Raw genomic sequence first — 25225 nt, forward strand, 5'->3', positions numbered from 1 at the left:
CCTGGCGGTGCGATCCGCCCGGAATAGAATTTAAACTGAATATGCGTTGTAACTCCGCATACCACAGATATCGGCGTGGAAATAAAGTGGCTAAAGCGAATGAGATAAAAAAAGTAAAAATAGGGCGGAAATGTAAGAGGACAAATTAAAGAAAGCGAATAATTTCATTCTTCGGATTGTTGAAAAAAAGTTAAATATTTATCCAGTCTGTTTTTATGCCGATATAGGGAAGAGATTCTTAAAAATCACAACCCCTCAGGAGAAACAACATGGGTATATCATCACTGGGAATCGGTTCAGGGATCGATACCGCATCAATGCTGGAGCAACTTAAAGCCAGCGAACAGCAGCGCCTGACGCCCTATACCAGTCTTCAGAATAGCTATAAATTGAAGATTTCAGCCTGGGGATCTATCTCCAGCCTATTGTCTACGCTGCAAAAATCGGTGAAATCATTAGGTGGTGATGCATTCAATACCCTGAAAGTGAGTAGCAACAAAGCCTTTACTGCGACGGCGAGCACGGGTGCGCTGGCGGATACTCATGAAATTACTGTGGAACAACTGGCATCTGCCCATAAACTGAAAACGGAACTCCAGACCAGTGCTGACACCACCCTGGGGAGTACAACTGGCAGCGGCACCAGAAAGATCACCATCACGCAAAAAGACGGAAAAACCACCGAAGTTGAACTTAAAGACGATGAAACGTCGTTAAACAGCATCGCCAAGGCTATCAACAAGCAAAATGGTGATGTTAGTGCCAGCGTTCAGTCTACAGGCAAAGGTTATCAACTGGTTCTGAGTTCTAAAACAACCGGCAGCGACGGTGAAATGAGCGTTAAGGTCGACGGCGATCAGAATCTTGCGGACATCTTGGACACGTCAGCAGGCGGTCAGCATCCAAATGGTGTTGCGGGCGATCCCGGTGCAGCTGACAAGATGATTTCGGTTTCGGATGCTAAAGATGCCAAATTGTCTGTTGATGGTACTGATTTTACTCGTTCCAGTAACAACATTACTGACATCATTGACGGTGTGACGCTGAACCTGAATGCCGTTTCTGAAGCAGATAAAAATGATCCGACCAAATTACAATCTGAGCAGTTGACATTAACGGCTGATACGTCTGCTATTAAAACTCACCTTCAGGATTTTGTTAAGCAATACAATGCACTGCTGTCAGCAACAACTGTATTCAGTAAGTACGTCAAGAATGATACCTCCGGTCTGAGTGATGATGATGTCGCAACGCCCAGTTCCAAGAGCGGGGCGCTGATGGGCGATTCCACGCTGCGCGGAATGGTCAGTCAAATTCGCTCTACGGTAAACGGCGTTTATGGTGATTCTGGCGCTGATTATGGTTCATTAGCCGATCTGGGCATCAAAATTGATGCCGCAACCGGTCAGATGACACTGGATGAGAACAAGCTGGACAACGCGATTGCCGATGATCCGGATCAGATCGCCAATATGTTTATGGGTCATGGCAGTAATGAAGGCATGGCGACTACGTTGGGGAATATCATCAGTAGCTATATTGGTACTGGTAGCGATGATAAAACCGGGCTTATCAAGACCACCACTGACGGCCTTGATTCACAAAGCAAGGTGGTTCAGCAGCAAATTGATAAGACCCAGAAACTGATCGATGCTCAGGTTGAGCGTTATCGCATCCAGTTCCAGAATCTGGATACCGCGATGTCAAAAATGAACAGCATGAACTCGCAATTAACCTCTCTTTTATCAACGATTTAATAAGAGTAAAGGCTGACGGAGCGTGACTCCGCCAGCCCCGCAGGAGTCTGATATGTACACTTCACAGGGCGCAGAAGCCTACAAACAAGTTTCGCTACAGAGCAAACTGGCAGGAGCAACCCCACATCAGCTTATTTCTATGCTGTTTGATGGAATTCATAGCGCAATCCAGAAAGCAATTATCTATTTTGAACAGGGTAATATTCCTCGCCGCGGGGAGATGATCTCTAAAGCAATCAATATTATTGATAATGGTTTGCGGGCATCGCTTGATCATGAGAAAGGTCTGCATATTGCAGGCGAACTCGAACAACTTTATGAGTATATGTCACGGACATTGTTTCAGGCTAACCGAACGAACGACCCTGAATTACTGAAGCATGTCGATCAACTATTAATGCGGCTTGCAGAAACCTGGGAAGAAATTGACCCACAGCAAACCCGGGGGAGACGTGGTTAATTTGATTTCACATTATGATAATTTGTTCGACATGAACCAGTCGATGTTAACGATGGTGCGTGAAGAAAAATGGGATGCCTTTTTAGCGCTGCTGGATATATTTCTGGCGAAAGCGGAAGACTTAATGACGGGCACCAGTGGATTAACGCTGTCAGAAATTGAGCGTGAACGCATCAAAAGTCTGGTTCGTGAGCTTATGAACGGTACAGAGGAGTTGATCCGTAAAGTCAATATCAGGCTCGAAACGCTCAAGCAAAATATGTCATCTTTGCATCAAGGTTCAAAAGTTAGTCAGATGTATACGTCTTTTGACGCGGTAAAACGCTAATTAGCATTGGTTATACTGCATTCCCTGGGCAGCAAATGAGCTGTACCAGCGTTGGTTAATGTCCATCGGAGTCATGGGCATTAACAATATCATCTATTCTCAATAGTTTATCTATCATATTTTCTATTTCCAGTTTCCGATGCTACGCGACACATATTCCCTTAACGTTGTTCTTCATTGAGATTTTCCTCAACTCTGTGATGCCTTTGGCAGAACATCCTCCTCCTTGCAGTAAAATGCCTGTCGATGTGTTCAAAAAATGCAATGGAGCTTATGTGTTTACGATACGCTGGAATATAAAAACCATTGACCGTATTTCAATGATAGAAGACGTTTTAAAAGAATTTTCATTTTATAAATTTAATATTATTTCAATGAAAGTGACAGCCGGACGCATTCTTATAAAATCAATGTGTCGTCATACAGGGGATATCAATAGTGTAGTGACACGGTTAAGTCATCATCCAGACATTATTAATATTGAGCATTTTAGTACCGATAGTGGAATCACCTCTCATAGATCAGTAAAACCGAGCGAATATTTTACTGATGTGATTGGTGAAAGCCCGCAAATGCAATCGCTTATAGAAAAAGCGATAAAGTTTTCGGAAAGTCGTTTTACCGTATTGATTCGCGGTGAAACGGGAACAGGGAAAGAGTTGCTGGCGCGTGCTATTCATAATTGTGGGCCACGACGTTTACACGCTTTTATTCCGGTAAACTGTTCGACAATCCCTGAAGAACTGATGGAAAGCGAGTTCTTTGGTTACGAGAAAGGCGCGTTCACCGGGGCCGATGGCAAAGGGAAGAAAGGATTGTTTGAAATGGCGGATAAAGGAACGCTGTTTCTTGATGAGTTTGGCGAAATGCCACTAAGTATGCAGGCAAAACTACTGCGCGTTTTGCAGGATAGTGGTATCCGGCGTATAGGCAGTTCTCAGGTTGTTTCTTTTGATACTCGGGTTATCGTAGCCACTAATGCGAACCTGGAAGAGATGATGTTGAATCGTCAGTTACGTGCCGATCTCTACTACCGAATCAATATTCTTTCGTTAACAATCCCGCCGCTTCGCCAGCATCCACAAGATATTACGTTATTGATTGATCATTTTCTGCAAAAGCATGGTTGTGAGTTTAAGCGGGCATTGGTTTTTGATAAACATAGTCTGGAATTTTTGCAGCATTACACATGGCCGGGCAACATCAGGGAACTGGAGAATATTATTATCCGCTTGATGCATATGTCGGACAGTGGAATAGTAACAATGGACGAACTGAAATGGATGAATTCTCCATGCCGGGAGAACCAGCAAAGCCACTGTGGGAATATGGAGCCTTTAAAAGAACAAGTTCGCTTGACTGAACGAAAAATTATCGAAAAAATGTTAGATGATAATAATTCTGCACGCAGCATTGCTAAAGTACTGGGTGTTTCGCACACGACCGTTTTGAATAAAATACGCAGTTACCAACAAGATGTGGTTTATTAACGCCCCCATCTAACATATGGGGGCGGCCCAAATACTACTCGATGAGTTTCAGCAGCGGTGAGAGGCAGAGTAGAATACCGTAGATAAAAATAAGCCAGCTTCTGACTCCGCGTAGGTTTTCTAGCGCTTGGACACTGTAAATTAAGAAAACAGGGATCAGACAAGAGACGATACCGTATAGAGGACTACCAAGCTGGAAAAACACCAGAACGGATACACGAAACGAAACCCAGACAACCAGTGTCGCAACAATAAAAATCCCTATTCCTGTTGTGAGCATCTGCGGGCTGACTTTCTCAACATTAATTACCCGACTTAAAATATTGAGTACAATTCCTTTCAATGCTTCATGAAAACCAAGATAAATACCAAAAAAAGCCGTCAGAACTGCAAAAATATTTAATATTGTCGAAGCAAGATGAATAATTTCTCCTGGTATCACTTGCGTTGCCAGCGCCAGGGCGGAAATATTCTGCTCAAATGCGGAAATCGCTTCTTCATGGCTGATGGAAAAAGTGAATGAGAATGAAAAAAACAATATGATGGTTATCAGCGCAATGTAACTGATTCGATGGGTGCGGATAGCCATTCTGGTGGCCATAACCCGGTCTCTTTCTCTTTTTCGATAGGCAATATTCATCGGATTCAACACCTGAATAAAGACGGCTGAGAAAAAACAAAACGGGATGGTCAGCAGAACGTCACGAAAAAAATCACTCATTGGGGGAAATGCACTGATATTATTAAAATTCCAGTGTGGGATCATGATAAAACCCAGGATAACAATAATCCCTACTTTGATGATTACCATTGGCCCGGAAATTTTAAATAATATTTTTTCTCCACGAGAGGCAATGGCAACCAAAACAGAAAAGACAATGATTTTATAGATAATGGATTGTGACAAGTCGCTATCGGTTAAACCAAAGTGTCTGATATACGAAGCGCTGTCAAAAATGACGGAAAGAGAGTAGATGAATATTCCATGGACAATCATCAAAAAGTATATAACGCCTAAAAAAATGCCCCAGTTTTTCCCCAGGTAGTGGCTTATAATATCAGTATAATCGTTGCAGGTTTCACTTTTGGAAAGTGTTTTAAGATACATGTCCTGCACAATATACGTTGCAGGGTAGGCAATAATAAATGCTGTAATGAAAACCCATATCCCTTTTAAGCCGATCTGCACTGGCATTAAAACTGTACCTGCGCCAATGGCCATGCCAATGCATAATAAAACCCAGCCAAAGTCATAGCGTGTAAAGGGTAGTTTATTGGTGAGTGTGTGAGAAATATTTACATAATTATCCGCTTGTTGCGTGCTGATTTGCATAATGTGCCTCCATCCCAATCCCTCTGCCAATAAAGCAGAGGGCAGGTGTTGATATTTTATATGCTTTTGAAAAATTAATTTCCGGCGATGGCTGTGGCGATTGCCTGCTGAAGGTCCTCAATAATATCGTCAGGATCTTCCAGACCTACAGAAAGCCGAATCATTCCATCAGTAATTCCTGCTTTTAATCGTTCTTCTGGCGGCACAGGAGAGTGGGTCATCGATGCCGGATGTTGGATCAGTGTTTCGGTATCCCCAAGGCTTACCGCCAGCAAACATAAATTGACCGCGTTAATCATCCGTCTGCCAGATTCAAAGCCTCCGGCTATTTCGAAACTGATGACACCGCCGGGTAAAGTCATTTGTCGCTTATATAAATCGTACTGAGGATGAGCCAGTAATCCAGGATAATAGACATGGGTAATTGCCGGATGGCTTTCAAGGAACTGCGCAATTTTCATGGCGTTACTGGAGTGACGTTCCATCCTGACGCCGAGCGTTTTAACGCCACGTAAGGTTAGCCAGGCGTTAAACGGACTCATACATCCGCCCGTAATATCCTTAAGTCCAACGTAACGCGCCTGATCGATAAAATCTTTTTTACCAACAATAACGCCGCCAATGACATCGCCGTGACCGTTAATGTATTTAGTGACGCTATGTACAACAATATCTGCCCCCAGACGTAACGGTTGTTGGCCATAAGGCGACATAAAGGTGTTATCGACAATCAATATCGCGCCGTGCTGATGTGCGATACCCACGACCATTTCAATATCGACCAGTGTCAGCGTCGGATTGGCCGGAGTTTCGATATAAATAACCTTCGTTTCTGGTCGTATTGCTGCTTTTAGTTCAGCAATATTTGTCGCGTCGACAAAGCTTGTGGTGATGCCAAATTTCGGCATGCTGTGGGAAAGAAAAGCGTGTGTACAGCCATAAATTGCATTGGCAGAGACAATATGATCGCCTTGCTGGCACAGAGTCAGCAGGGCTGTCGTAATCGCAGAAATTCCAGAAGCGGTCGCCAGTGCAGCTTCACCGTCTTCAAGGACGGCCATTTTTTGCTCAAGGGCATCTGTGGTGGGGTTACCCAGGCGAGTATAAATATAACCTGGTTCTTCAAGTGCAAAACGTGCAGCGCCTTGTTCAGCATTATCAAAGACAAATGTTGATGTCTGGAAAATTGGCGTGCTGAGCGATCCCGTAGAGGGGTCCGGGTGTTGTCCTGCGTGAATAATTTTGGTATCGAATCGATAATTGCGGTTATTAGACATACTCTTTCCTTAATTTTATAAACGACTCGCTAATGACATAGCAATTGCTATGCCAGATAAATAATCGTGTGTATTCAATTTATTAGCGTTTGTTACACCGTCGTTTATGTTCGGAATATTTCCAGTCTGGCAATAAAGTTGCCACTATTAACGGAAGTAATAGTTACAACATACAATTATTTTTCGAAATCGCCGCACTCTTTAAACTCCAGATGCTAAAATGTCACTATGTAATACCTTATCGTTCAATCAAAACAATTGTTGCTCTAACCGCCGAAAAGTTAGTTAGGCTAAATGTTGTAATGAGCAGCGCTGCTCACCATGGGCCGCTTTCAAGGAGATGAGAGTTTATGTTTACAATTTTGATGATAGTGAACAAAGAACCAGATATCGCCAAAACAAACATATCGAAGTACCGCAAGCCGCTATGAGAAAATATTATGAATGGCGTCATCTTGTCAGGGACTATGGGCACGATCCAAAAACAGCGGCGAAATCTGTTTCGGATGCAAATTGTGAAAAACTTCACGGTTTTACTGATACTTATTCATTTCGGATAACTCAAGAGCATAGGGTTATATTCGTCAAGCGAGGTAATAATATTAAAGTTCTTTCCGTAGGCGGCCATTACGTTCGTCAGTAAGTAAAGACCGGTGTTATGGTTTAGCTGTATAACTGCCGTCATGTTAAAGGTGACCGTTCAGGTGGTCACCGAACTCAATAATAAAACGGATCATCATCAACAGCCAGTTTTGGAACGACATACTCCTTTTAGGAATATCGTTGAGTACCTGGCATAGTAAAAGATAATTAACCGTGACTGCCTGTCATTGACCACCTGGGACCCACAATCAATTTTGAGGGCAAGTATTTATGCTGCAAGAACAACAGCGTTTGTGGAAATTTTGAATAAAAATAACTCACTGCCGTTCTTTCTTTAGTTTCTTATGCAATTCCTGCCAAACGGCAATATATGACTCAGTCATCTTGCCTAACGTAAACTCAGGTCGATTAACACTATTACGGAATATCTGCGCCTTCTGGTCTTTACGTAATTGCTCGACATCAGAAAGGTAAGTAATAATCCGCTTTTGGATCGCGGCGATAGTCGGTTCGCAAGCATATTCCGGCTGCATATAACTATCCATACCTAACCCTGGCGTGGCTATTAATGCGCAGTTCGACAACAATGCTTCTAGACCAACAATACCGTAGCTTTCCTGCATACTTGGGAAAACCACGATATCAGTTTCCGCCAGCGCCTGTTTTTTCTCTTCCCCCTGCACAAAGGTTAACCCTTTAAAACCTTCTTTTTCCATATAATCGGGGATTTTTTCAGGCCCATAAACCCGGGCTTCTATGCGCTGTCGATAGGTTGGTGGAAGTGTATTGATGGCATCACGGAAAATCAGGAAATTCTTCACAATATCGGTAAAGCGACCAAAAAAGCTAATCACTACTTTGCCTTCAGGATGGGGAACTTTATCCGCCGGATAATCTGCGAAATTCACACCGATTGGAAACAGGTGAGGAGGGACGATATCCGCCGAGACATGCTGAATAACAGAGCGATGGGCCCAATCGCTATGAAGAACCACCGCGCCACTTTGTCTTACAGCGATCCTCTGCTCCCAATAATGCTGCATTCCTTTTTGTGTCCGGGTCAGATAGTGTTGCATACCGATATAGCTGGAATGCAGCGTGAACTGAACGCGCTTTAGCTCAAAAAAGAACGGCAATAGCGGTGAGTTTTCATGCACTGAAATAATGTCAGGTTTGAACTCATTGAGGAGCGGCTGAATTTTTTGCGCTGTACTCCAGGCCACGTTAAGACTGAGCGACTCCAGCGATGAATCGAGGGGTAAGGCCGGTTCTACTGCAATCTCATAATCAGCCAACTGAGAATGTGCTGTCTTTTGATTATTCAGATACAACACTTTAAAAGGATAATTACGCCGTTTTAATTCCGCCCAAAAGTGTTCATTAAAAAAACCAAGACCGCTAAACAGCACGTCCGGGGCTTCAGTTGTAACAATTAAAACTCGTGGTTGCATACCAAATCCTATTATCAAATGCAACGGATAGCCTGCCAGTAAATAAAAAATGACAGGCTTCCATTTAACAATGGCTCTCCACTAGAAACGATATTTAATTCCTAATATAACCAGAGTATCGCTATAGCCACTGTCACCCATTTGCTGCGTGACGTTACCCCAAAGATCCAGGCGACGAGATAACTGGCCTTCAAGTCCCACTTTTACTTCGCCAATATTTTTGGTTCCATCAATACTATTCTTATAGCCATTCATGGTTGCACCAAAATTATGAGTATTGTGGATCCAGTTGGCTTCGATAAATGGCTGGAATTTACGGTCTTTACCGTTATCAATAGCACTATGACCGTTGGCATAAGTACGAATACCAAGACGACTTTGAATATTGCCATCACCATCAAAGGAAACACGTGAACCACCACTACTTGAATGTTCAGTATGGTCATTGGCGCGAACGTTCATCCAGGTCAGTTGTCCCTTAGGTTGCAAATAATATTTCACACCGTCAGAGATTCGTTCCCCCAGTTTGAAGGTATAGCCAGCTTCAATTGATGCCGTAACACCCCGGGATTTATAGCTTTCCGTCGCCAACTGGTCACCTTTTACTTCATTATCAAACCAGTTATATAAAGCCCAGGCATCAACATAACTGCCTGTTTTATCATGCTCATTGGCATACCATGTGCCATACAATCCCGCACTGTACCCCGCCACAGAACCTGTGGATTTATATCCTGAATATTTTGACTCCGTATTGCTGTTTTGCCTGGCGAATCCGGCCATTACGCCCAAATGCCAACGGTCGAAACCATTGCTACTCCATTGTGCAATATCGCCACCTAGTTGAGAAACGTAACGATTCCCCTGATTTTTTAACTGGCCACTGCTATCACGAGAACGGTTATGACCGCCAACTTGGCGCAGCCACAAACTGGTCACCTTTTGCTCACCGGTCAGGGCATCAGTATATTGGGTTTCCCCCATACGATCGTGAAGGCGCATCAGGAACAGGCTATTGGCGGCCATATGGTTAAACATATAGCTCCCCGGTTCGGGTCGATTGATATTTTCAGGTTCAGGCTTCGGTTCTGGAGTTGGCGTAGGCTCGGGGTCAGGATCAGGTTCCGGGTTCGGTATAACCGGATCTTCAGGCGTGACAATGGGAAGCTGTGAACGCAGATACCAGTCACCATCCTGATTATTGACGCTATTTTTATGCAAATAGTATTCAAATGCACCGCCAACGACACGACCTTGCTGAATAAACTCACCGGAGGAATCACCGTTAACTTCAATAACTTTGATCCCTTCACTGGTTTTAGCTCCGGTTCCGCCAGAATTATTAATCAGCAGATAACTTTGTCCGGAGGTTGAGCCATTAATGATGACTCTGTCTGTAGGAGAACTGTCATCCCCAAGGTAAGTATCCAGCTCAACAGTGCCATTATTACCCACATAATCACCGTCGATAGTAAAACGATCACCTACGACGTTATTAGCGAGAATTAAACGGCCCTGGTTTTTGAAGGTGGGCAAATTCTGCAACAGCGCGCTGTTTGCGCTGCCATCGGCATTCGCGGTCAGTATAATTTGACCGAGGTTATTTAACTCAGTCGTTCCGCCACCAAAATCACTGGTTGCCACAGAAGCAACCGCATCCCGGACACCATCCCGATCGGAATCTGACCACTGACGAATATTCCAGACGCCCGTTGTGTCATTCACGATCTTATCCTGACCGCTGGTTAATTGAATAACACCAGTCATCGTTCCGGCATTGGTGATGCTGGTAGCCGCCCCAGTGTATTGGTATGTATTAATACCCGACGGATTATTAGTGTAGTTGAGATCATAATAATCATAGCCAGTTGTGCTAATCGCGACATCAGACAATGCCCCCAACGTTGCACCTTCATCAATCGTGATACTGGAAGTTGCTCCGCCGATGGTTTTAATCCCCGCACCTTCAGAGCCGCCATCAACTACACTACCTTCCTGTAAGTGAACATCAAACACACTCTGAGGATCGAGAATAATGTAGCCGCCGCTACTATAGGAATATTCAGGGCCGGTATCCTGTAAACGAATCGCATCTCCAACTTGAGAGCGAATAACGCCTGAGGTTGTCATCCGAGATTCCAGCGCCTGAGAATATATTGCGGCTGTATCTTTACTGGCACTCTGGTTAACAATTTGACTATCGGAATATTGCGTCACGGCCCCCAACGCTAATAGACCGCCGGATGCACCCGCCAGATAAACACTGGCGTGTTGGGTTCCACGAACGTTGGTTATATCAAAGATTATACCGCCGGAAGGCCCGGAGATGGGGGCCTGAGGTTCCTGCACATCAACATCGGAGATGTTTCCTGTATAGATATTGCCAGAGGTGCTCACTTCAATTTCGGTGTTGCTACGTCCTAATGCCTCAATACCCGTTGCATCCGAATGAATTGTTGTGCCAGCCTCTAAATGGATAACTGATTTATCCGTAGTCATATAATCAGTTTCGTATTGATAGGCTGGGGTACTAGTACGATTATTTATGTCAGTATGAATATGGATATTTATTTTGTTATCAGCATAGACACAGCTAGTTTCAGGTCTGGTACTGACATAATCACAAGAATCTGTGGCATGCGCGGTATTAAAAGCAAGAAAGATAGCACCTGCAACCAGGGTTTTGTTAAAGGGATTTTGACCTGCGTGATAGTATACATTCTGTAGCGCTATTTTAGGTTTTTCAACGCTCTCTTCTGAATAACAACAATTGTATCTATTATCCATAATAGCTCATCCTGATGAAATTTATCCATTTAATAAAACCGACGAGAGCAATACCACGCGCACGCATTTGGTTTAGGTTAAGAGTCTATACGTCCCATTAATTTTGTAAATAAGAAATATTGAACTTTTGGTTAAAATATCATTCATTGATAAAAAACAACATTTTCATACTCAAATAAACACGCATTCGGGACCAGAAAACGATAGTTATTATACAGATTTCAACTGGTTAAAGTGAAAATGGTTTAACAAACGGAATGATCGATTAATAAAATTGTTAGCGATATAAAATAAGGATTTTTATAAACAATGCCAGGAAATTTCCGTGATTAATGCGGACAAATCACTCGTCTCTTTCGATTATTCAAAAAGTTAAAGAAGAAGATCTGTATCCTGAACAATGGCCAGAAAGGCCTCGAGAAGTCTAACCCTTTATCATCAACGAAAGTTTTTAATATTTGTTATTATTATTACGTAATAATGGTGCAAGCACAGCATTCATAACAAGTATAAAAGCCATTGCTATATATATCATTGGAAAACCGAATTGTTGTGCAAAAAAGCCTATTGGTGCTGGCGCCATTAATGTACCTAAATAACCGATGCTTGTAACAATACTTATTCCAGTACCTACAGCAATTCCAGACTGATGGCCTGCGGATGAAAAGATGACAGGAACAATATTGGCAATACCACCGCCAGCCAGAGAAAAAGCCAGAATTGCCTGCCACGGCGACGGTTACAGGGCTGCTGTTAGCATACCGGCTGCTGCCAGGATACTGGATACACGAAGAGTTTTCACGGGTCCATAACTATCACGTATCACATCACCAACGAATCGAACCATTGACATGGTGCATGCAAAAAAAGCAAAAGCAAGGCTGGCTATTTCTATATTAGCATTAAGGTTTTTCATTAGATAACGTGATGACCAGTCGACAACCGCACACTCTGGTATCATTCCAAGAAGAGCCATTATTCCTATAATATAGATTTTAGCCTGGCGGGGTAAACTCGATGATGATTTATTTTTCTGATTCTCTTGTGGATGATCATTAGTGATAAAATGAAGTGCTGTCAAAACCAGAAGAAAAGCGATCCCAGAAATTATAAAAATATGACCAAGGTATCCATAGTTTTTAACTGCATAACCACCTGTAAAACCCGATACAAATAAACCAACGCTCCATGAATAGTGGCACATTGACAGTATTGCGTAAGCTAATTTTCTTTCAAGGATAACGGCATTTGCATTCATGGCCACATTCATCGAACCAATCATCGCGCCTAAGAGAAATAAAAAGAATACTAATGAAGAAATATTTTTTACAATGCCTACGGATATTAACGAAACAGATGCTAACACGGCAAATAATCGAACAACTTTTTGTGAGCCAAACCTTGAGATTAACATACCGGACAGAGGCATCATAAATAAAGCCCCCAAACCGAATGTCAAAATAAGTAGACCAATGGTTATATCATCGGCGCCAAAACGAGGAGCAAGCTGTGCTATCTGCACAGCCCATCCTCCTTGTATAAATCCGTTGACAAAAAATAGTACAGTAACGGCCCATCGGGATTTTTGTAGCCGTTCCATGAACATTACTCCTGCTGTGTTAGCTGTTTATCACTGTAATGAATTACTTACTATTTAATAAAACAGAGTGATCAGCACATAATTTAAGCATATAGCTATCTTCACTGTTTCTGATTAATTGTACATTTTTAAAATCAGGAATAATGACTTTTGCGCCTAATGGCATGAGCTCCTCATCGCCTACACCAACGCAATAACAACCCGCAGCAACTGCTGATGCAACGCCGCTTTTAGCATCCTCGAAGACAACTGCCTGACTTGCTGGAATACCCAGACGTTGTGTAGCAAGAAGATAGGGATCAGGGTGAGGTTTGCCACGGGTAACATCATCACGTTCTACAATAACGGATATGTAAGGCTCTGCATGAAGTAACTCTATGACTCTGTTAATTTTTTGCCTCCAGCCGCTGGTTACAATACCAACAGGAATGTCGGCCTCTCCCAAAGAAGCAATGAGGCTGGCAACGCCAGGTATAAGTTCACAGTCCGTCGTATTCTCTACATGAATAATATGTGCCTGAACTTTTTGCTGGTCGGATTCCGGGAGATCGCCAAATAATGTCCGGATAGTATAGGGGCCAGGATGTCCGTGAATATGCTTCTGTATATCTTCGTCGGTGAGATGACGTTCATACATCAGAGCCGCTTCACGCCATCCATTTTCAATAACCATCCGGGAATCAATCAGGACTCCGTCCATATCAAATAAAACAGCTGAAAATTTTTCTCCGTTTTTATTCACTCTATTCTCCTTCAATGATAATAAATATCTATATCTATATCTATATCTATATCTATATCTATATCTTCATACCGTTCGCTGCTACGACGACCTGTCCCAGCGATATGCATCCATCATTACCAGGTACCAGCTTATGGCAATATGGTTTAAAACCTCTTGATTCAAGTTCATCAAGAGTGTTAACCAGCAAGAATTCATTACAAAAAACGCCTCCGCTCAATACAATCTGGTCAGTTCCATAACGTTCAGAGAGGAGAGAGCACATTGTTGCTATAATATGCACAATGGTTGAGTGAAAACGTCGGCTAAGATCTTCCTGGTTGATGTTATTGACTAGTATGGACTGAACTAATTCTTTCACTAACGGACGATAATCAACACTTATATCACCATTGTGAATTTCATCGATTATATAGGTAAATGGTTCAATCATATGAAAATCTTTTTTTAGAAGCGCTTCCATTTCAATGGCGGCCTGTGCTTCATACTCAATCTCTGAACAAATTCCAATAAGTGCTGAAACACCATCGAAAAGACGCCCCATACTGGTAGTAATCGTTGTGTTAATTTTCCTTGTTACCATCCTGGTGAATACTTCACGGCGATTTTCAGATAAATCAAGAATAGCTGGTAAGTTGATATAACTCTCAACATTTTCACCATATGTTTCAACCAGCAATGATATTGCCATTCTAATAGGTTCTTTAACCGCTTTATCTCCTCCTGCTAATAACATTGGGCGTAAATGAGCAACACGCTCTACACTTTCGACGTTACCAAATAAAAATTCTCCGCCCCATATTGTTCCGTCAGAACCATACCCTGTACCATCGAAAATCACGCCAATGGTTTTACCTGAAAGACCATTTTCCGCCATACATGCGGCCATATGCGCATGGTGATGTTGGACCTGAATGACTTTGATCTCTGCATTTTCGAGGGCACTGCGAGTTGAACGAAAGGCCGGGTGTAAATCACAGACCAGAATATCGGCTTTTTTTATGGACAGTAACCCTTGCAGATGTTTTATACAGTCGAGATGAGATTTAAATGTTGTATCATTTTTTAAATCCCCAATATGTTGACTGATAAACACTTCTTTACCTTTCCCAATACTTATTGTGGTTTTCAGTTCGGCACCAAACGCCACAACATTTCCAACGGAATAAGGAAGGTGAACAGGGTAGGGAGCATAACCTCGTGAGCGACGCAAAAATGATATTTGTGAATCGGGGGTGTTTTTTCGCTTAATAACGCGAACAACGGAGTCATCTACTCTTGTACGAATATCGCGATTATTAAGTACAAAGTAGTCTGCAATTTTCCCTAGTTGTTCTATTGCATCATTATTATCAATGACAATAGGCTGTCCGGAAATATTTCCGCTGGTCATTATAACGGCCGGGAGTTCAGGATCAGCAAGTAACATATGTTGTACAGGCGTAGAAGGCAACATTACACCCAAATTGGGGTTTTTGGGGGCCACCACTTCTGGCAACGTCTGAGAGCGTTTGCGCAAAAGAACGATAGGGCGAGGCCCGCTCTCAAGTAAAGAGATATCGTCAGGGGTCACAACTGCCCACCTGGCCGCGCTTTCACTGTCTGCAACCATAACAGCGAACGGTTTAGCATCACGTCGTTTACGGCGACGTAACTCTCGCACAGCATCGACATTGGATGCATCAACGACCAGATGAAAGCCGCCAAGACTCTTAATGGCAACAATAGCGCCTTCTTTTAGCCTGTCGATGGTAAAACGTATAATGTCACTGACTGAGATTGATACGCCATCTTTATCAGTTAACTGCAGTTGTGGTCCGCAAACAGGACACGCATTGGGTTGCGCATGATAACGGCGATCTTCAATATCATGATATTCCTTATTACATTGTGGACACATTATAAAAGATTGCATGGTCGTTTGTGCACGATCATAAGGCATTCCACAGATAATAGAATAACGCGGACCACAATTGGTACAATTTATAAAGGCATAACGATAACGATGATTGGACGGATCGTTCATTTCCCTCAGACAGTCTTTACATACATTTGAATCAGGGGGAACAATTGTATCCATATTGGATAAATTATTGCTTTTTCTGATATCAAAGCCTGAATAATATGGCGCTGGTTTTTCCAGTTCGACCTTATATATATCAGTGATCCGTGCCAGAGGCGGTGGCTGAGAGATCAGTTCATCAATTATGTTATTTATGGTCTGTGAAGATGCCTGCAGTTCAAGCAAAACACCTTCGGAATCATTAAGAACCCAACCGGTTGCACCATGCGTTCTGGCTAATCGATGAACAAAAGGTCTGAATCCTACTCCCTGGACAATGCCGCAAACTCGAAACCGGCAGGTGTCTTTTTTTTCAGAATCAACAGAGTCTTGGTAGTTCTGCACCGTAAAGTTCCTCAATAATAGTATGCGTTCCGTCAGATTCGACCATGCAGACTTCCGGCTGCGAGCCTGATTTAACCTCTCCAATAATCGCTGCCTTTTTACCAAAAGGATGAACGCGGAGTAATTCCAGAACATGCTCTGCCACATCTGGCTCAACAAACAGGCAAAGACATCCCTCATTGGCCAGATTAATGACATCCACACCTAACATATCAGCAGCCATAGCTGCCTCAGGCTGGACAGGCAACGCATCTTTATTAAAAACAATAGGGCATGAAGTGGCTCTGGCATATTCGTGCAATACTGCAGAAAGACCACCACGAGTAACGTCCCGCATGGAAGCTATTTTTCCTGTAGGAGTATTAAGCAAAATGTTTTCAATCATATGATTCAGCGGTGCACAGTCACTTAATATATTACGTTCAAACCCCAAACCTTCCCGAATCGATAAAAGATGAATAGAGTGATTCCCGATATAGCCACTCAGGATTATTTTCTGACCCGGCCTGACATGAGTTATCGAAACAGGAGGCCGCTCCAGCACGCCTATTCCGGCAGTATTGATAAAAAGCTGGTCAGCCTCGCCTTTTCCAACAACCTTGGTATCACCGGCAACAATTTTCACACCGGCTAAACGCGCTGTTTCACGAACGGATGCGATAATTTTTAATAAATCTGAGACAGGCATCCCGTCTTCAATGATCAGACTCAGCGTGAGATAAAGCGGGCGGGCTCCACTTACCGCCAGATCATTAACTGTGCCACACACGGCAATCTTACCAATATCGCCGTTGCCAAAGATAAGAGGAGTTACAACGAAAGAGTCGGTAGTGAAAGCAATTTTATTCGTTGGTAGATCCAACAAGGCGCTATCCTCCATCTCTCCCAGATAAGTTTCTTCCAATGTTTCTGAGATACGCTCAACCAGCTCTCTGCTTAATTTTGCACCTGTACCATGATCCAATATTATTGTTTCATTCAATGGCGCAAATAAATTCTCGCCAAGTTCGTTATCGGGCGTTGCTTCAGTCATTTTCATGCTGTTGTCCTTTCACCACGTTCAGGTAAATCACCAGTTTTCTCCAGTAACGACAGTATTTCAGTGGACGGGGCGACGGTTGCACAATATCCAGCAAGCCATTGAAGCGCTCTGTCGGTATCATCTGATGAGGGGGCAAAAACGCAGTCATCAGGAACCCAGACGTTATAACCACGGAAGAAGGCGTCTGCTGCTGTCGTCTGGACACATACGTGAGTTTGTAATCCGGTGACAATAACTGTTTTGACTCCAAGCTCCTGGAGTTTTTGATCTAATTGAGTTTCAAAGAAGCCACTATCCCTGCCTTTTACCACAATAAAATCTGATGGATGGTAAACGGTATTAATGATTTGATTGCTTGGTGTGCCCGCTATTGCTGGTATTCCAGCCGCGCGGTTTCGATATCGACGCTGAACAGCTGGGTCATCAGGATCATGAATAAGTTGCAGATGTATAACGGCTTGCCCCTGGTTTCTTACACCATCAAGAAATTTATTAAATGCTTTCAGCTTTTTATCAAGTTCTTGCGGGTCATTTGTTATTTTATAAGTAAATTCATATTGTAAATCATTTGTCAGAACAGCAATATTTGGCATCTTTATATCCTTATTAAATAATTTTAAATGTTAATAATTCATTCAGACATAAATGAAACACCCTGAAACTATCTGTACAGGGCTATGCCAGAAGATTAAAAATAAAAGGATGTTCATCAAATATAAAAATAATAGATTTTTATTCTCAGATAAAAACCTTGTATAACAATATGAACCATACAGGTATAGTATGTACAATTCCTTTTTTTCAAAAATTGATAAGCAACGGGAATGGATATGAAGCTGCTACGTGCCTTTGTAACACTTGCCAGATTAGGGAGCTATCATGATGCAGCTGAGGCCATGTACATCACTCAGCCAGCACTAACAAAGAAAATACAGTCTTTGGAAAAAATAACGGGGATTGCCCTTTTTCAACGGGGCCGTCAGGGAGCAAAACTGACAGAACCAGGAAAACAGCTTCTTTCCCGGGCTCAGAAATTGTTGAAACATTATGAAGAGTTTTCAGAATATGCACAAAATTTGCAAAAAGGAAGTTCAGGTAAGCTGACTCTTGGATTTGGGATATCCTCGTTTCAGTTAGCTCCCAGATGTGTAAGCCTCTTTCGGGAACAATACCCTGACGTTGAGGTATTACTTGATGATGTTCCTTCAGATGTGCAATGCCGTATGTTACTGGACGGGAAGCTTCTGGCTGGATTTACCCGAGAACCGTTAACAGATAAACTTAACTTCAGCCCACTGTTTACAGAAAGTCTGGTTTTGGCTATTCCAGCGGGATTTACACTTAAGTCGCAAAAGATTCAATCAATACTGAACCAATATCAACTGTTGCAAATGACCCCAGACAGAGGTCGGGGATTGGTTGAACAAACAGAAAAATTTCTGAAAGAAAACAATTACAAAGGTAAACCATCTTCTGCTGCAAACGATATCCATACTTTACTAGCTTTGGTTGCTACAGGGAACGGTGTGGCTTTACTACCCGCGGGAACCAACTATTTTTTACCTAAGGGCGTATCACTTATTAGGCCAGAGGGTAATTATACCAAATGGAATATAGGAATTGCCTGGAACCCGCAAATAAATGATATTATCAGGGATAATTTTTTACAAATAGTAAACAATATTAGATTGAATCAGTATTGTGTTAATTAATATTACAAATTGAATAAAAAAGATTAGACTCAAGTCTCAACCTGATACAAACGGGCAACTTAGTGGACAAAAAATGCGACAGCACTGTTAATAATCCTGTCGCATGCAGTTAATTACTCCGCAGAATAAATTTTCATAAACAGAAATTTATTTTTGAAACGGGTAATCATCTCAACTGTATAGTCAATCCACCAGAATCAAAATCAACACTCAATTTATTCCTGTTATCAATAGGTTTTCCATCTATGTAAACAAGATTCAAAAGATATAGCGCATTAACATCATACTGGGTTCCAATTGAATGTGCGTTTAATCTTAGCACTGCTCCTGACCCTGATTTAAAATTGAACATGCCGGGCCAGCACTTACCTGTTGGGTTAATCACTTCCTTCACAGGGTTAATAGGGACGATATCAATCAATGGATTAATTGTCACCTTTGCATTACCTGACAATTGAATAATCTTACCTTTCCCATACCCTTGTAAAAATTGAGCTGTATGAATATCCACTGTCGAGTTATCAAAAGCATCTATCGCAACGAAATCACCTGTGTTGTTGTCTGGGATGTCATTATGGATAGACATTGTGAAAATATTACCATAAGATGAATCATGAAAAGATAAACTATTCGAAAGTTTTAATTCTGAGTCAAGATGTTGATCCGACCTAACATTTAGTAAGAGTGAGGAATAATTATTAAAACGCAATCCCTCAGGTTCAATACCAGCACGATTAGGTGCTGAAATCGCATAGGCATGTACATCAAGAGTGCTATACCCTGATAGCGTTGCTTTATAAAATAAACCAATGCTATCAGCCAAAATGGAAAATTTCGAATTCTGCAAACCCGTAAAATCTGTGGATGTCGCTGTCTCTAACGATGACATTCCGAGAAAAACACCCTGTAGTTCTTCCAGTGTAACACGACTGTCGTCGTACAAGCTGAAAGCAATTTTGTATTCAGGGTAATATAGAGAGGAGTCAATTAACCTTTTATTTTTTAATTTCCTATTGCCTGAAATACGGAAATCAGCTTTTTCAAAAAATTTGAAACTGGAATCTTTAGGTGCCGCAGATTGTACAGCCCAGTTAATCTGGTTGGATTTTATACTATCCGGAATAAGAATAAGAGGGCCTGATTGAGTACCATCCATAGTTACACCGTAAACATCAAGTCCGCACCCTTGCATTTTATTAAATGTTTCTGCAGGTCCCTTCAACGTAGTTTCTCCGGCAGAACGAAAAGTTTGCTGATTATTAGAATCCCAGCTAAACGTGTCATCTGTATTTTGCATAATAACCTCTTTTCAAATAGAAATTTGCAACCCAAAACAATATCAGATTGCTGATGAACTACCTGTTTTTTCAGGTAGTGGAATAAAGTGTTAATTCATTTTCTCTGGACATGAAGTAAATTCACGGCGTTATTTGCCAGAATTTAGTCACAACGCTTTATCACTTTTCTGCGATCAAGATTTTCATTAACTGACAATCTTAAAAGCAGCTGCAATGATAATGACTTGAATACTTCATTCCAGAGCACTTTAACACCATGAATATTAATGCAATTAAAGAAGAGTTGTTGTTATTTGCAAGTTATATATTGATATGGAGTGGGTTGTTTTAAAATGATCAGATATCATAGAAATGATTTTTATTATAAACCTGTGATATTGGTGATGACTTATGTTTAAATTTATCTATCTAACTGCATGATTAGCAGTCATTTTAACCAATAGGGTAAGGTAATTTACTCAGATAACGTCATGTATCTCTTCTGATATATAGGTTCAGACGCAGATAAATTTACCCGTTAAATACTTTAGACGGCATAGATATTAAAAAACAACCCGCCATAATGGCGGGTTGTTTTTTAATCTGATTATTCCTGCAACTCTGTCTACTCGGGCTTATGCCGTCTTCGTTATCGCAGATATGCTGATTATCAGGATAGTTAGCTCAACGCGATAACATTCGCGGCGGCCGGACCTTTGGCCCCATTCTCGATCGAGAACTCAACTTTCTGACCTTCATCTAAGGTGCGGAAATCGTTGCTCTGGATCGCAGAAAAGTGTACGAACACGTCTTTGCTGCCATCAGCAGGGGTGATAAATCCAAAACCTTTATCTGCGTTAAACCATTTTACTAAACCAGTCATTTTGTTAGACATAAATATTACCTTCTAAATTTGTGAGCCACACAACGCGGCAAGAATGTGATCTGTATAAAGATTTTGACTTACTAAGGCACTAAAGGAGGAGACTCACGAAGAAGGGTAATCGGAAGATAACACTGAACTGAGACTGCTTTACTAAAACTGCTTTCATAAGGTCTGTCTTGCAAACCAACGATGCTATTAACGCATATTCATTATAGTTATGCAACTTTTATTTTTCATTCATGTGTTCTATTTGTTGTGCGCCATTAACAAAGGTAAGCTAGAACGCCTGTTATCCCTTCTGTCGGTGGCTGGCTTTCAACGAAAGCCGTTGGAGCGTAAGGAGAGTCGTGAGCCCCATGATGTCCGGTAGTTCTCCTCACTATATAATGCCTGAAACCAGGCAGCGTGATGGTGAGTTACCATTCGACTATTTTACATATTCTGTGCCACCACGGCGGTTTAAAATTTCGACGTTTCTCGCACGAGCACCCTGTAACACATTTTTCTGAACAGAAAACACTCAAAACAGAATGATAGCCGGACATATATTATGTTCCGGCTATTTATTAATAGCTTACTTAATAGGTTCAGCAAGTGTCGTTCTACATTTTAATTATTTTTACTACCAAATGCTCATAGCAGTCGAGTATTCAAAAACAACCACGCCATTAATAAGATGGTCTGCTGGTTTTAAATTATAAGTTCTGGCGCCAGAGTCGCTCATTGTTTTACCATTAATAAGAATCCTGTGAGTATTTTCTGATTCAACGACAAAAGTACACATTTTATCGATATCCACAGTGAGATAAGACCGCTTACCTTCATTGATATTAACGCCATTACTATAAACAATAAGGTTAGTATTAGCATAATCCTGAATCGAAAGAATAATATGGCATTTTCCTTCCGGGGGCTCAGGGAATTTCTCAGGATTCATATATGTGAAATCAGTAAATTCTACGCTTTCAGTATGAATTTTCATAGTAAATACCCCAATTATATACCGGATATCCACCCCACCTAAAAAATCCACTTCAAGATTATACTTATCGTTAGTGTATCCTATTGTTTTATCTACATCTACCCCGCAGGGGTCATCTATCATATAGATATACCTATTTCTTGGACCTTTATCGACAACATCAATAGTACTATCCTGTACTGCACAAACAGTACCCATGCCGAATGAATACGTCGTATATTCAATGCATTGACTATGGGGTTTCCCACAAATAATAATATTGCTCTCAATTACTGGAGGAGTAAGAGATTGTTGTTTTATTTCTGCAATTGGACGCCCCTCCTCATCGCCATGAAAAAGGAAAAAATTATCATTTCGCCACTTTAAGTCCCATAAAGAGATGTTTTTCAGCTTTGAAAAAAAATCAGGAATGTAGCATTTCCTCAGGTTAGGGTAAAGTGTCGTCGTCGTTAATAACCATTGCTTGAAAAAATCAGCATTTTTTAACTTTTCTTGCTCTGAAGTGGACATTTCGTTAATCCACAGAGGGTATTTAGGATGAGTAAGATTATGTGATGGTGCATATTGTACATCCTGAACGAAAACAGGCAGTGCAGGGCTTTCTTGTGGATATGCTTCATACTCTCCCGCCGTATTCTGAATGACGATTTTCATTATGAACTTTCTTCCAGGTTTTACGTATGATGTAATATCTACGGTTAGTGTATCTTTTTTTTATCTTATTTATAAGACATGTATCTGTTATTGCATCATAGACTTGATAACATACAATCTTATCATAAATATTTCTGTCATGTGATGCACTGTCAAATTCTGCACTTTGCCATGCCAGATAATACTTAATGCCTTGCGGTGATTTTTTTCTATAATTCTGACAAAATTAACACTGAATGATGAGTCTTGCATCTTCATAAATTCTCTCACTATATTGTTACGACACGGGAATAATATTGATAATTACGCGTATAAAAATATCATGAAACAATAGATTGTCCGTAAAACGCCACAGCCTGTGCATATAGATCCATTGAATCATCCCAGAGATCTCTTGAGTTATGGGAGCGTACTTCCGAGATATATATTTCGTTATTTTCTTCCGAAAAAATTGCTGATTCATGATTACCAATTGCACCATGTAAAGGATTAGTCCACCCACTAAATAATAAAAATCCCCATTCCTGAAAAAGCCCAGAATTTACTTCACGTTTTATATCATGATATGATTCGATTTCCAGTTCATCGTAAGGGACATTGTTGATATCGCGGCGGGCAGGGAAAGTGCCTTTTTCATCCACAACCCACTTCCATGCGCTGCAGAATCCATCCCAGGTTTCGACATGTGGTTTAAAGAAGCGAAGAGGTTTAATTACATATGCTGAAATATATTTGTCTGTAACCTTATTAGTGGCAAAAATGACAAATGTTTTACCAATGCAATTTTCATCAATATCTTTTGAAAATGACACTACGCCGTCCTGATTTACAGTAACTGTGTTGTCTCCTGCATTGGTAGAAACACTCCAGTCTACCGTATTATTATAGACAACATCATTATCAACCATCATCTGAAATGTTGCCCCAGGGAATAATGTTTTTGGGAAAGACCCATTAGTCATATCTTTTTTCATATCGAAATCATAGTAATTCACCCGAACACCAGTAACTTTTGGCATAATAAATTCCTTAATTGTTTAATTGAAATAGGCTTAATAAACATAATCGGCAAAGAGATATTATTATTTTTATACAGATAAGTGCTGTCATTTATTGGTTATAAAACCATCAGCTTCGAGAATTAATTCAGCCTAAAAAATAAACTGCTATTACTTTTATCGTAATAACATCTTGTATGAGCGACTTTATGCTTCTTCCTGATGGCATCTGGATTTGGCTGTTTCGCCACAGCGTCTATGGAATGGGATATGTTCCGGGTATGGGGAATCATAATCGACTCTACTTATTAAAATGTACCTTTGAAAAAGTAGATTTTCTGAATGCCACTTGTGTGGCACACTTATGCCAATTTTTTACGTAGCGCATCTGACGTTTTTCGCTGTTGTGAGGTCTTTGTATGACCCATCTTCCCGACAATGATCCTGAGATGAATAATTTTCAGCAACTCGTTCCCTCAGAACCCGAGTTATGGCCAACATCTGTAGAAAGCGAGCATCTCCTTAATCCGGCAAGGGCATACTTGCTTTCTCTTAACTCACCGCGCAGTCGGCAAACGATGGCATCTTTTCTGGGCATCGTTGCCAGAATGTTGGGGGCGGCCAATGCGGAGACTTGCCCCTGGGGCAGTTTACGCCGACACCACATCATGGCGGTTGCTGAATTGCTACGGGATACGGGCAGGGCAACGGCGACAATCAATACCTATTTGTCTGCACTTAAAGGCGTAGCGAAAGAGGCCTGGATGTTGAAGCTTATGGATGTCGAAAGCTTCCAGCACATTCTTGCCGTACGTAATTTTCGCGGAAGTAAACTTCAACGAGGTCGGGCATTGCACCGAGAAGAGATCCGGCAGTTATTTCAGGTCTGCGAAACCGATCGTAGCTGTCGTGGCCCCAGAGACGCTGCGATGTTGGGAGTGTTGTTAGGCTGTGGATTGCGTCGTTCTGAGGCCGTAGGGCTTAATATAAGTGACATTGTCACTTATGAACGCGCATTGCGTGTCTTAGGAAAAGGGAATAAAGAACGGCTGGCTTATATGCCGGAAGGGACATGGGTAAGATTACAGACCTGGATTGAACAGGTAAGGGGAGATGCACCGGGACCGTTGTTTACGCGCATCCGCCGTTTTGATGATGTGACCTGCGCAAGACTCACTGACCAGGCGGTTTATCACATATTGCAGGTGAGGCAGCGAGAGGCAGGAATTGAAAAATGCGCCCCTCACGATCTGCGAAGAACGTTTGCTACTGCGTTGCTTGAAAACGGCGAAGACTTAATCACGGTAAAAGATGCGATGGGTCATGCCAGTGTCACAACAACGCAAAAATACGATCGCCGTGGCGAGCAACGGCTTCGTCGCGCCCGCGACAAACTGAATTTTGATTAGCGCTTCCCCGGAGCCTGTTTAGGATTCTGT

General features: G+C 41.7%; 20 protein-coding genes. 7 read left to right on the forward strand and 13 right to left on the reverse strand.

Going from position 1 to position 25225, the window contains the following annotated elements:
* The first annotated feature begins 269 nt into the window (after window positions 1-269).
* The 4 genes from fliD to FEK43_RS19330 all read left to right on the forward strand — a co-directional run bounded on the left by fliD (window position 270) and on the right by FEK43_RS19330 (window position 4035).
* On the forward strand, window positions 270-1757 hold the full coding sequence (gene fliD, locus FEK43_RS19315; RefSeq protein WP_130210261.1) for a flagellar filament capping protein FliD: 1488 nt from the start codon (window positions 270-272) through the stop codon (window positions 1755-1757).
* 52 nt (window positions 1758-1809) lie between these two features.
* Window positions 1810-2217, forward strand: a complete 408-nt coding sequence (gene fliS / locus FEK43_RS19320; RefSeq protein ID WP_130210263.1) for a flagellar export chaperone FliS — start codon at window positions 1810-1812, stop codon at window positions 2215-2217.
* Window positions 2210-2545, forward strand: a complete 336-nt coding sequence (locus tag FEK43_RS19325; protein ID WP_130238104.1) for a flagellar protein FliT — start codon at window positions 2210-2212, stop codon at window positions 2543-2545. The genes fliS and FEK43_RS19325 overlap by 8 nt, the downstream gene beginning before the upstream one ends.
* A gap of 275 nt (window positions 2546-2820) precedes the next feature.
* Window positions 2821-4035 (forward strand): sigma 54-interacting transcriptional regulator, encoded by a 1215-nt coding sequence (locus FEK43_RS19330; RefSeq protein WP_130238103.1) that lies wholly within the window; start codon window positions 2821-2823, stop codon window positions 4033-4035.
* Window positions 4036-4069: 34 nt separating this feature from the next.
* On the opposite strand, the gene FEK43_RS19335 is transcribed toward FEK43_RS19330, so the two are convergent.
* Both FEK43_RS19335 and megL read right to left on the reverse strand, forming a co-directional pair.
* Window positions 4070-5368, reverse strand: coding sequence for an aromatic amino acid transport family protein (locus tag FEK43_RS19335; RefSeq protein WP_130238102.1), 1299 nt, complete (start codon window positions 5366-5368; stop codon window positions 4070-4072).
* A gap of 74 nt (window positions 5369-5442) precedes the next feature.
* Window positions 5443-6645 (reverse strand): methionine gamma-lyase, encoded by a 1203-nt coding sequence (megL, locus tag FEK43_RS19340; RefSeq protein ID WP_130238101.1) that lies wholly within the window; start codon window positions 6643-6645, stop codon window positions 5443-5445.
* A 340-nt stretch (window positions 6646-6985) separates the two neighbouring features.
* Here megL and FEK43_RS19345 point away from each other — a divergent pair, with 340 nt between their 5' ends.
* Window positions 6986-7288, forward strand: a complete 303-nt coding sequence (locus FEK43_RS19345) for a type II toxin-antitoxin system YoeB family toxin (protein WP_130238100.1) — start codon at window positions 6986-6988, stop codon at window positions 7286-7288.
* Between the two features lie 277 nt (window positions 7289-7565).
* On the opposite strand, the gene FEK43_RS19350 is transcribed toward FEK43_RS19345, so the two are convergent.
* The 7 genes from FEK43_RS19350 to FEK43_RS19380 form a co-directional block, all read right to left on the reverse strand.
* Window positions 7566-8699 (reverse strand): glycosyltransferase family 4 protein, encoded by a 1134-nt coding sequence (locus FEK43_RS19350; RefSeq protein ID WP_130238099.1) that lies wholly within the window; start codon window positions 8697-8699, stop codon window positions 7566-7568.
* A gap of 81 nt (window positions 8700-8780) precedes the next feature.
* Window positions 8781-11486 (reverse strand): autotransporter outer membrane beta-barrel domain-containing protein, encoded by a 2706-nt coding sequence (locus tag FEK43_RS19355; protein WP_130238098.1) that lies wholly within the window; start codon window positions 11484-11486, stop codon window positions 8781-8783.
* 739 nt (window positions 11487-12225) lie between these two features.
* On the reverse strand, window positions 12226-13086 hold the full coding sequence (locus FEK43_RS19360; protein WP_240779374.1) for an MFS transporter: 861 nt from the start codon (window positions 13084-13086) through the stop codon (window positions 12226-12228).
* A 43-nt stretch (window positions 13087-13129) separates the two neighbouring features.
* Window positions 13130-13828 (reverse strand): HAD family phosphatase, encoded by a 699-nt coding sequence (locus tag FEK43_RS19365; RefSeq protein WP_240725569.1) that lies wholly within the window; start codon window positions 13826-13828, stop codon window positions 13130-13132.
* 58 nt (window positions 13829-13886) lie between these two features.
* A complete protein-coding gene (gene hypF, locus FEK43_RS19370; protein WP_130210281.1) occupies window positions 13887-16235 on the reverse strand; it encodes a carbamoyltransferase HypF in 2349 nt (782 codons plus the stop codon).
* The gene (gene hypE, locus FEK43_RS19375; RefSeq protein WP_240725571.1) at window positions 16210-17274 is read right to left on the reverse strand and encodes a hydrogenase expression/formation protein HypE; all 1065 of its coding nucleotides are present in this window, start codon (window positions 17272-17274) and stop codon (window positions 16210-16212) included. Before hypE ends, hypF begins: the two co-directional genes overlap by 26 nt.
* Window positions 17271-17870 carry a cysteine hydrolase gene (locus FEK43_RS19380; protein ID WP_130210283.1) on the reverse strand — a complete coding sequence of 200 codons (600 nt, stop codon included), beginning with the start codon at window positions 17868-17870 and terminating at the stop codon, window positions 17271-17273. The genes hypE and FEK43_RS19380 overlap by 4 nt, the downstream gene beginning before the upstream one ends.
* A 237-nt stretch (window positions 17871-18107) precedes the next feature.
* Here FEK43_RS19380 and FEK43_RS19385 point away from each other — a divergent pair, with 237 nt between their 5' ends.
* Window positions 18108-18989: a LysR family transcriptional regulator gene (locus FEK43_RS19385; RefSeq protein WP_240730457.1), complete on the forward strand. Its 882-nt coding sequence runs from the start codon at window positions 18108-18110 to the stop codon at window positions 18987-18989.
* A 166-nt stretch (window positions 18990-19155) separates the two neighbouring features.
* On the opposite strand, the gene FEK43_RS19390 is transcribed toward FEK43_RS19385, so the two are convergent.
* The 4 genes from FEK43_RS19390 to FEK43_RS19405 form a co-directional block, all read right to left on the reverse strand.
* A complete protein-coding gene (locus tag FEK43_RS19390; protein WP_135408930.1) occupies window positions 19156-20286 on the reverse strand; it encodes a hypothetical protein in 1131 nt (376 codons plus the stop codon).
* A 659-nt stretch (window positions 20287-20945) separates the two neighbouring features.
* On the reverse strand, window positions 20946-21161 hold the full coding sequence (gene cspG / locus FEK43_RS19395; protein ID WP_130210289.1) for a cold shock protein CspG: 216 nt from the start codon (window positions 21159-21161) through the stop codon (window positions 20946-20948).
* Window positions 21162-21774: 613 nt separating this feature from the next.
* The gene (locus FEK43_RS19400; RefSeq protein WP_130259232.1) at window positions 21775-22788 is read right to left on the reverse strand and encodes a hypothetical protein; all 1014 of its coding nucleotides are present in this window, start codon (window positions 22786-22788) and stop codon (window positions 21775-21777) included.
* 320 nt (window positions 22789-23108) lie between these two features.
* Complete coding sequence (locus FEK43_RS19405; RefSeq protein ID WP_130210293.1) at window positions 23109-23807, reverse strand: hypothetical protein; 699 nt, start codon at window positions 23805-23807, stop codon at window positions 23109-23111.
* A gap of 398 nt (window positions 23808-24205) precedes the next feature.
* On the opposite strand from FEK43_RS19405, the gene FEK43_RS19410 reads away from it, so the two are divergent.
* Window positions 24206-25195: a tyrosine-type recombinase/integrase gene (locus tag FEK43_RS19410; protein WP_130259233.1), complete on the forward strand. Its 990-nt coding sequence runs from the start codon at window positions 24206-24208 to the stop codon at window positions 25193-25195.
* Window positions 25196-25225 lie beyond the last annotated feature (30 nt).

It is taken from the genome of Escherichia sp. E2562 (assembly GCF_005781075.1).
Classification (GTDB): Bacteria; Pseudomonadota; Gammaproteobacteria; order Enterobacterales; family Enterobacteriaceae; genus Escherichia.